Genomic DNA, 7,335 nt, shown 5'->3' with positions numbered 1-7,335 from the left:
TTTTTAAAGAACGTTTGAGTTGCCTTAGCGACTCAAGGGAAGCGAATCTTACGCTTTCCTATATTTTTGTCAACACTTAATTTTAAATTTTATAAAAATCTAAACTCAAGTTTTACTCGACTCACTAAGTGGTTTGCTTGCCTCGCTAAGCGTTGCCTGCTCTGCCGTCTCAGTGGGGTCGCATTATAGGGATATTCGAATGATGGTCAACGTTTATTTCACGCTTATTCAAAAGAATTTGGTTTTAGTACAAAATACATACAAACTGCGGTTTGAGGGGGTATAATTTGCATATAAAAAGACCTTTCAATCAGTTTATACAAAGGATGAGGTTATTTACTTTGAACTAATTTCACTCTTACGAAAATAATAACTTTGAGCCTCCTTATAATTATTCATCTTGAGCACTCACACAAACTGCTTTTATATATAGCTGTATGAGTAAAATTGTTAGTTACTATTACTAACCATTAATACGTATATATCTATCGGCTAACTCATCTAAAGTTTCTCGGCAATTTGGATCTGGTTTAATGCAATCTATTGGACATACACTGATACAGGTTGGCTTTTCATAATGCCCTATACACTCGGTGCACCTTTCAGAATCTATCTGATAAATTTTAGCGCCCATATAAATTGCTTCATTTGGGCACTCTGGGTCGCACATATCACAGTTAATGCATTTATTATTTATTAGTAGTGCCACTATTACCTCCTTCGTTGACCTTGAATAAAGTGCGAATACTGAATCGCACTTGTTTTATATAGTTTATAAGTTACTTAACGCTTTTCATCTCTAAAAAAGATACCGAGCACCCATTAACTTTTTATTGCAAACCGCTAAGAAAACATTAATCTTAATGTCATTAATTAAGTTTTGGAGTTAAAAACAATGGCTGATTATGTATGGATATTCCCCGCAGTTGTACTTACTATCATTTTGGTTAAACTGGTTATAACTCATATAAACACTAAGAAAGAAGAGTCTTGATTTAACAGACTGCATGTAAATTAGTTCATTTCTTTAATAAGTAGCTTTTATTATGAATAAACTTTTTCGTTTTATTTAAGCAATAAAGTTCACAGTGATATACAGATACCTTCATTACTAAGTTTAATCGTTAAGTTACTACTGCATGCTTATGGGGGTTACGTGTATCTTGGTGCTCATCTAAATTACGCATCAATATAGCGTGCTCTAAATTAATACCTTCATCTAACTGAACTTTTACAATATACCCTGAGCCTTTGGCATCGCTAATACTTTCGCCCTTTTTGTTTTGCATGTATTCAAGCTCAAACGTAATGTTTCCTTGCGGTGTCATCAGCTCTAAAGAATGCCCAACACAAAATTTATTTTTAACGTCGATTTCAACTAGTCCATTTTCGCAGCGCCCTAGTACTTCACCCACAAATTGCTGCTTAGTAGACACCGAATGACCGTATTCGTAGTTTTGATATTCTTGGTGAGCATGGCGCTTTAAAAAAACCTTCGGTATAGCCTCTATGTGCTAAGTTCTCAAGCGTCTTAAATAAGTTAGTATCGAATGGTTTACCCGCAACCGCATCATTTATTGCTTTACGGTATACCTGAGCGGTGCGCGCAACGTAATAAAACGATTTAGTACGCCCTTCTATTTTTAAGCTATGTACGCCCATTTTTGTAAGTTGTTCAACATACTGCACGGCACGCAAATCTTTTGAATTCATAATATAAGTGCCATGCTCATCCTCAAACGCAGGCATGTATTCACCTGGGCGACCTTGCTCTTCAAGCATAAATACATCGTTACTTGGTGCGCCTTCGCCAAGAGTAGGAATTACCTGTTTCGGATCAAACTTATGCACCATTTCGCCCGTCTCGTTTTCAACCCCAGGTTTTACATCGTATTCCCAACGGCATGCATTCGTACATGTACCTTGATTTGGATCGCGCTTATTTATATAACCCGAGAGTAAACATCGTCCAGAATAAGCCATACATAATGCACCATGCACGAATACTTCTAGTTCGGTGTCTGGACACTGTGTACGTATTTCCTTTATTTCTTCAAGCGATAGCTCGCGAGATAAAATAACACGCTCAATACCTTGTTTTGCCCAAAACCGCACACTAGCGTAATTAACGGCATTTGCTTGCACCGATAGGTGAATAGGCATGGCTGGCCACTTTTCACGAACAAGCATAATTAAACCCGGATCGGACATAATCAGTGCATCGGGCCCCATTGCTATTACTGGCTCAATATCATGTAAATACGATTTAACCTTAGCGTTATGCGGTGCAATATTTGATACCACATAAAACTTTTTATTTAATGCGTGAGCTTCATTAATACCTATTTGTAAGGTCTCTAAGTCAAACTCATTATTACGCACACGCAAACTGTAGCGAGGCTGGCCGGCGTAAACGGCATCGGCCCCATATGCAAAGGCGTAACGCATATTTTTTAAACTGCCTGCAGGGCACAATAGTTCAGGTATAAAAGGGCTTGAAGAAACAGGTGACATTTGCGCTCCCTACAACAAAGGGCATTAAGCCAATGGTGTGCGTAATAAATTTAAATATAAAATCAAAGCGCGGCAGTATAAATAGCACTAAAAATTTCCCCTTGATCAAGATCATAAAATTGTAATTGAACTGGTTTTTAATAAAATTAGGATTTTTCAGCTAAAGCGCGTATAATTCGCGCCCGTTAATATTCACACTTTTACTTATAAATTATTGGAGCATAAAGATGGCTTTAGAGCGTACTTTCTCAATCGTAAAACCTGATGCAGTAGCTAAAAACCACATCGGCGCTATCTACAACCGTTTCGAAACTGCTGGCCTTAAAATCGTTGCAGCTAAAATGGTTCACCTTTCACAAGAGAAAGCTGAAGGCTTCTACGCTGAGCACAGCGAACGTCCTTTCTTTGGCGCTTTAGTTTCTTTCATGACTTCTGGCCCAGTAATGGTTACAGTTCTTGAAGGCGAAAACGCTGTTCTTAAAAACCGTGAAATCATGGGTGCTACTAACCCTGCTGAAGCACTAGCTGGTACTTTACGTGCAGACTACGCTGACAGCATTGACGAAAACGCTGTTCACGGTTCTGACGCTGTTGAATCTGCTGCTCGCGAAATCGCGTACTTCTTCGCTGACGAAGAGCTTTGCCCACGTACTCGTTAATTTGAGTTTCACAGTTAACCCTGTGATGCAAAGTATGAAAAGGGCTTTCGAGCCCTTTTTTAGTCATTAATTAAAGTATTACACTGGCATATTTGATGTTTTACTTAATGATTAAAGTGAGTGAATTGTGTACAATTCGCCCTTGTAAATTTTATCACCACCGTTACTGATTAAGGTTGTTTCATGACCACTGCGCAAAAAAAGATTAACTTATTAGATTTAAACCGAGATGCAATGCGTGAGCTATTTGTATCGTTCGGTGAAAAGCCGTTTCGTGGCGATCAGGTGATGAAATGGATTTATCATTTTGGCGTAGATAACTTCGACGAAATGAGCAATGTAAATAAAAAACTTAAAGAAAAGCTCAAAGCTGAATGCGAAATTGTCGCCCCTGAAATATCAGTTCGCCAACAAGCGAGCGACGGCACAATCAAATACGCATTAGTACTTGAAGGCGGCCAAGAAGTTGAAGCCGTGTGGATCCCAGAAAAAGAACGTGCAACGTTATGTGTATCTTCGCAAGTTGGCTGTGCTTTAGAATGTACGTTTTGCTCTACCGCACAACAAGGCTTTAACCGTAACTTAAAAGTGTCTGAAATTATTGGCCAAGTATGGCGTGTAGCTAAAGATATTGGCCTAGATGGCAACAGCGAAAAACGCCCTGTTACTAACGTAGTAATGATGGGTATGGGCGAGCCATTGCTTAACGTTAAAAATGTAGTACCCGCTATGGAATTAATGATGGACGACTGGGGCTTTGGTTTATCTAAGCGCCGCGTAACATTAAGTACATCGGGCGTGGTACCGGCACTTGATTTATTAAAAGAGAAGATTGACGTAGCACTTGCTATTTCACTTCACGCGCCAGATAACGCACTGCGTGATATTTTAGTGCCTATTAATAAAAAGTACCCTATTGAAGAGTTTTTAGCGGCATGTCGTCGTTACATTGATGGCTCTAAAGCCAATAAAGACGTAACAATTGAATACGTAATGCTTAACGGCGTTAACGACAGCACCGACCAAGCTCACGAATTAGTTAAAACGTTAAAAGGCACACCTTCTAAGGTAAACCTTATTCCGTTTAATCCATTTCCGGGTAACGAATACACACGCTCGAGCAACAGCCGAATAGACCGTTTTTCTAAGGTTTTACAAGCTGCTGGCATTACCTGTATTGTGCGTCGTACTCGCGGGGATGATATTGATGCAGCATGTGGGCAATTAGCCGGCGATGTAGTTGACCGCACTAAACGTATGGCGAAAAAGAAAATGCGTGACGATAACAAAATCTCAGTTAACATCCAGCAAGCCTAAATTTAGTTAAATTACTAAAAGCCCTCCTGTTAAATCGTTTATTATTAAATAATTGATGCAACATGAGGGCTTTTAGGTAATATAGGCAATATGGACAAAAATAAAGAGATAAGGTAATGCGATCTATACTTGCTATAACACTATCGGCACTGGCTTTAAGTGGCTGTGTTACCGAAAGTAGTTATAACGGCAGTAATAAGCCCGTTGTCAAAAATAAAATCAATAACGCCGGGGCAGCACGCACTCGAATAGCTTTAGCCTTACAGTACCTAAAAACAGGTAATAATTCACAAGCAAAATACAACCTAGAACGCGCTGCTGAATTCGCTCCCAACTTACCTGAAGTTCATTACTCTATGGCCTATTACTACCAGCAAGTAGGTGAAAACCCATTAGCCGACAGAGCCTATCAAAAAGCATTAGATATAAAGCCTGATGATCCTAATACACTCAACAACTACGGTGTATTTTTATGTGGTATTGATGAATACGACCGCGCCACTGATCAATTTTTAAAAGCCATTGAAATTCCAACGTATATTCGTGTTGCCGAGAGCTACGAAAATCTAGCGTTGTGCGCCATTGAATTTGATGATTTTGAAAACGCAGAAACTTACTTTAAGCAAGCGCTTAATCACAGCTCTCAACGAACCTCTACTCTTATAAGCTTAGCGGCTCTGTTTTATGCAAAAAGTGACTTATACAAAGCGAACGACATTCTTAAAAAACATGACGACACAGGTCGAGTATCCTCGCGTGCTTTAATGCTTAGCTATTTAGTTAAAAATCGCATGGGTCGAATAGAAGAAGCCGAAAAAGTAGCAAGTACACTTTTACAAACCTATTCTACTAGTAACGAAGCATACGCAATTAGAGAGCAACGCACACGATTTAACGAATTTGAAATGCTGCGCGAGAAATATCGTAAGGCAAAACTCAACGAGTTAAAAGCTGATGCAGACGGCACATATATAAGTGCAAAACCAAAAATAAAAATAGTAAGAAAAAAGGCACCTAACCAAGACAGCACAACAAGCCTGGTTATTAAGCAACCTGCACAAGTAACTCCAGCAAAGCCTGAACAAAACACGCAAGATGCGAATCCGGTCATAGCCAGAAATGATATAAACACAAGCGCAGATACAGCTGTTGATGAAGCTGCAACAACACAAGAAGTCACTCCAAAAAAAGTTACACCTAAAGCACCTGTAACAACAATTGTAAAACAGCCAGTACAAGCTGAAACAAAACAAATTAAACCCTCTGGGCCATCAACAGATACGTCTGCGATATTACTTGCGTTAACAACTCAACCAAATACAACAAATATGCCTGAGTCAGTTATTGAAGAGCCTGCTACTAAGACAAGCACAGCAGCTTCAACAGTTATAGCTAAAGTAGTACCAGCAGCACCAAAAGAAGAAGTGAAAATTATTTCTTTTGGGGCGCCTAAAACGGCTAACTTTAATTCACCTCAAACAAATCAGCCAACAGTCACGACGAACACGACAGCTGCCAGTAACGACTCAAATGTTGTTTTTTACGAAGCCACTAAAAATGAAGATATTTTTGAAACGAGTGGTTACCAAAACGGTAGTGACGTTACATTTACAAACTTATCATCAAATAAGCAAACAGCGTTACCTATGTTAAATCCTAAAGTCGCAACATTACGAGTGCCTTTTCATATCATTGAGTTTGGTGAAAACCTATTTAGCATTTCGGTGCGATACAATGTTAAACTACAAAAGCTCCTACAATGGAATGGATTAAAAGAGTCGGATCGGGTAATGAATGGCAGCAAAATTTACTTAAACGATCCTAATATTTATTACGAAATTAAATCTGGCGACTCCCTTTACGATATTGCTACCCAGAAGCAAGTATTAATTGATGAATTAATGCGATGGAATAAATTAAGTCCTGATATAGAGCTAAAACCAGGACATAGACTTTTACTAGTGGATCCAGACTCATACCTATTATGAATGAAGAAAATACGCAAAGCGAACAGCCTACAGTAGGCCAAATTTTAAAAGCACACAGAGAGCAAGCTAAGGTAAGCATTGAAACCATCGCTAAACCACTAAAGCTATCTGAGTTTCAAATTAAGCACCTTGAAAATGACGACTTTCAAGCGTTAGGACCTATTACTTTTGTTAAAGGCTACATAAAGAACTATTGCCGTGAATTAAAAGTAGATAGCGCACCTATATTAGCCATGTTGCCAGCACCACCTGAACCAGCAAAACCAGCTAACATGCAAAGCTTTTCTCGTCGTACAGAAAAAGAAGCAAGCGATAGCCGTTTAATGTTGGTAACTTACATTATTATAGCCATTGTTATTGGCTCGTCTGCTTTATGGTTTTGGCAAAACGCCACCCCAATTGAAGAACAAACCACAAATATAAATATTGGCAACACCATAATGAGTGAACGCCAAGCCATTCAATCAACTAATATTGAACAGCAAAAAACAGCAAACGATGTTGATGAGTTACGCCAAGAGCCTGTTGAGCAAAGTACAGATTTAACAAATAACGAAATAACACAAGCAGTTAACGAAAAAACTTCAGAGTCAGATACCGATAAAGCCGACATCAGCACAATAGAAATGCTATTTAATGACGAAAGCTGGGTCGAAATTCACGACGGCGAAGGCGAAAAAATAGCCTTTGGCGTTAAAAAAGCAGGTTACAGAATGACTGTTTCTGGTACACCTCCTTTTGCTGTTGTGCTTGGTAAGCACAATGTAGTTAACATTACCTTAAACGGTGAGCCAATAGATATTTCGGCTTTTCCTAAGAACCGTTTAGCCAAATTTACATTACCATTAGCAGAGTAG

General features: G+C 39.0%; 5 protein-coding genes and 1 pseudogene. 4 read left to right on the top strand and 2 right to left on the bottom strand.

All coding sequences use genetic code 11. The features are described from left to right. Positions 1 to 463: 463 nt before the first annotated feature. Complete coding sequence (locus P20480_RS17490; RefSeq protein WP_033024903.1) at positions 464 to 709, bottom strand: YfhL family 4Fe-4S dicluster ferredoxin; 246 nt, start codon at positions 707 to 709, stop codon at positions 464 to 466. A 415-nt stretch (positions 710 to 1,124) separates the two neighbouring features. Beyond that, positions 1,125 to 2,514: pseudogene (gene trhP / locus P20480_RS17485) on the bottom strand (prephenate-dependent tRNA uridine(34) hydroxylase TrhP). Positions 2,515 to 2,741: 227 nt separating this feature from the next. Here trhP and ndk point away from each other — a divergent pair. The 4 genes from ndk (at position 2,742) to P20480_RS16530 (ending at position 7,335) form a co-directional block, all read left to right on the top strand. Then, the gene (ndk, locus tag P20480_RS16515; protein WP_008111339.1) at positions 2,742 to 3,173 is read left to right on the top strand and encodes a nucleoside-diphosphate kinase; all 432 of its coding nucleotides are present in this window, start codon (positions 2,742 to 2,744) and stop codon (positions 3,171 to 3,173) included. 183 nt (positions 3,174 to 3,356) lie between these two features. Next, positions 3,357 to 4,490, top strand: coding sequence for a dual-specificity RNA methyltransferase RlmN (gene rlmN / locus P20480_RS16520; RefSeq protein WP_006793574.1), 1,134 nt, complete (start codon positions 3,357 to 3,359; stop codon positions 4,488 to 4,490). A gap of 116 nt (positions 4,491 to 4,606) precedes the next feature. After that, positions 4,607 to 6,478: a type IV pilus biogenesis/stability protein PilW gene (gene pilW, locus P20480_RS16525; RefSeq protein ID WP_008126592.1), complete on the top strand. Its 1,872-nt coding sequence runs from the start codon at positions 4,607 to 4,609 to the stop codon at positions 6,476 to 6,478. After that, entirely contained in the window at positions 6,475 to 7,335 is an 861-nt protein-coding gene (locus P20480_RS16530; RefSeq protein WP_008126590.1) for a RodZ domain-containing protein, read from the top strand. Before pilW ends, P20480_RS16530 begins: the two co-directional genes overlap by 4 nt.

The sequence above is a fragment of the Pseudoalteromonas sp. BSi20480 genome, from assembly GCF_000241365.1.
In the GTDB taxonomy this organism is placed as follows: domain Bacteria; phylum Pseudomonadota; class Gammaproteobacteria; order Enterobacterales; family Alteromonadaceae; genus Pseudoalteromonas; species Pseudoalteromonas marina.
Note: the sequence above shows the minus strand (reverse complement) of the source record. Positions and strands in the feature narration are given on the sequence as shown.

Bases quoted from the DNA above. Each gene is read 5' to 3' on its own strand.
- ndk (WP_008111339.1), top strand. From the start codon at position 2,742: ATGGCTTTAGAGCGTACTTTCTCAATCGTAAAACCTGATGCAGTAGCT.
- rlmN (WP_006793574.1), top strand. From the start codon at position 3,357: ATGACCACTGCGCAAAAAAAGATTAACTTATTAGATTTAAACCGAGAT.
- pilW (WP_008126592.1), top strand. From the start codon at position 4,607: ATGCGATCTATACTTGCTATAACACTATCGGCACTGGCTTTAAGTGGC.
- P20480_RS16530 (WP_008126590.1), top strand. From the start codon at position 6,475: ATGAATGAAGAAAATACGCAAAGCGAACAGCCTACAGTAGGCCAAATT.